At 61.1% G+C, this 316-nt stretch carries 1 pseudogene; it reads right to left on the bottom strand.

Annotation, left to right across the window (positions count from 1 at the left end):
- Window positions 1–316, bottom strand: a pseudogene (cca, locus tag EE949_RS28970) (multifunctional CCA addition/repair protein); the annotation flags it as partial.

Below are 316 nucleotides of genomic sequence, written 5' to 3'. Positions count from 1 at the left end.
GCCTTGTAGGTTTTCAGTGCCTTCAAGCGCTCGTTCTTCAGCGCGTTACCCAGTTCCTTGCCCTTCAGGCCTTTCTCCAGCAGCGGTTGCACTGACACGGTTTGGGCGGCGTGTGCCGCGCCGCGCAGGTAGTCGGCCTGTGGATAACTGCGTTGCTCGAAGCCATGGCGGCCGCGTGCGTCCATCTCGCAGGCTGCAATAAACTCCTCGAAGCGTTGCGGTCGGCGGTAGACGTCGAAACTGTGCAGCAGCTCCAGCAAGGTCGATGGTTTCAGTTCCAGTGCCCGGTGGCCATGCGTGTGGTATTGGCCCACCA

The sequence above is a fragment of the Pseudomonas viridiflava genome, from assembly GCF_900602065.1.
GTDB lineage: Bacteria > Pseudomonadota > Gammaproteobacteria > Pseudomonadales > Pseudomonadaceae > Aquipseudomonas.
The sequence above is the reverse complement of the archived record's forward strand: the minus strand, read 5'-3'. Positions and strand labels throughout refer to the sequence as shown.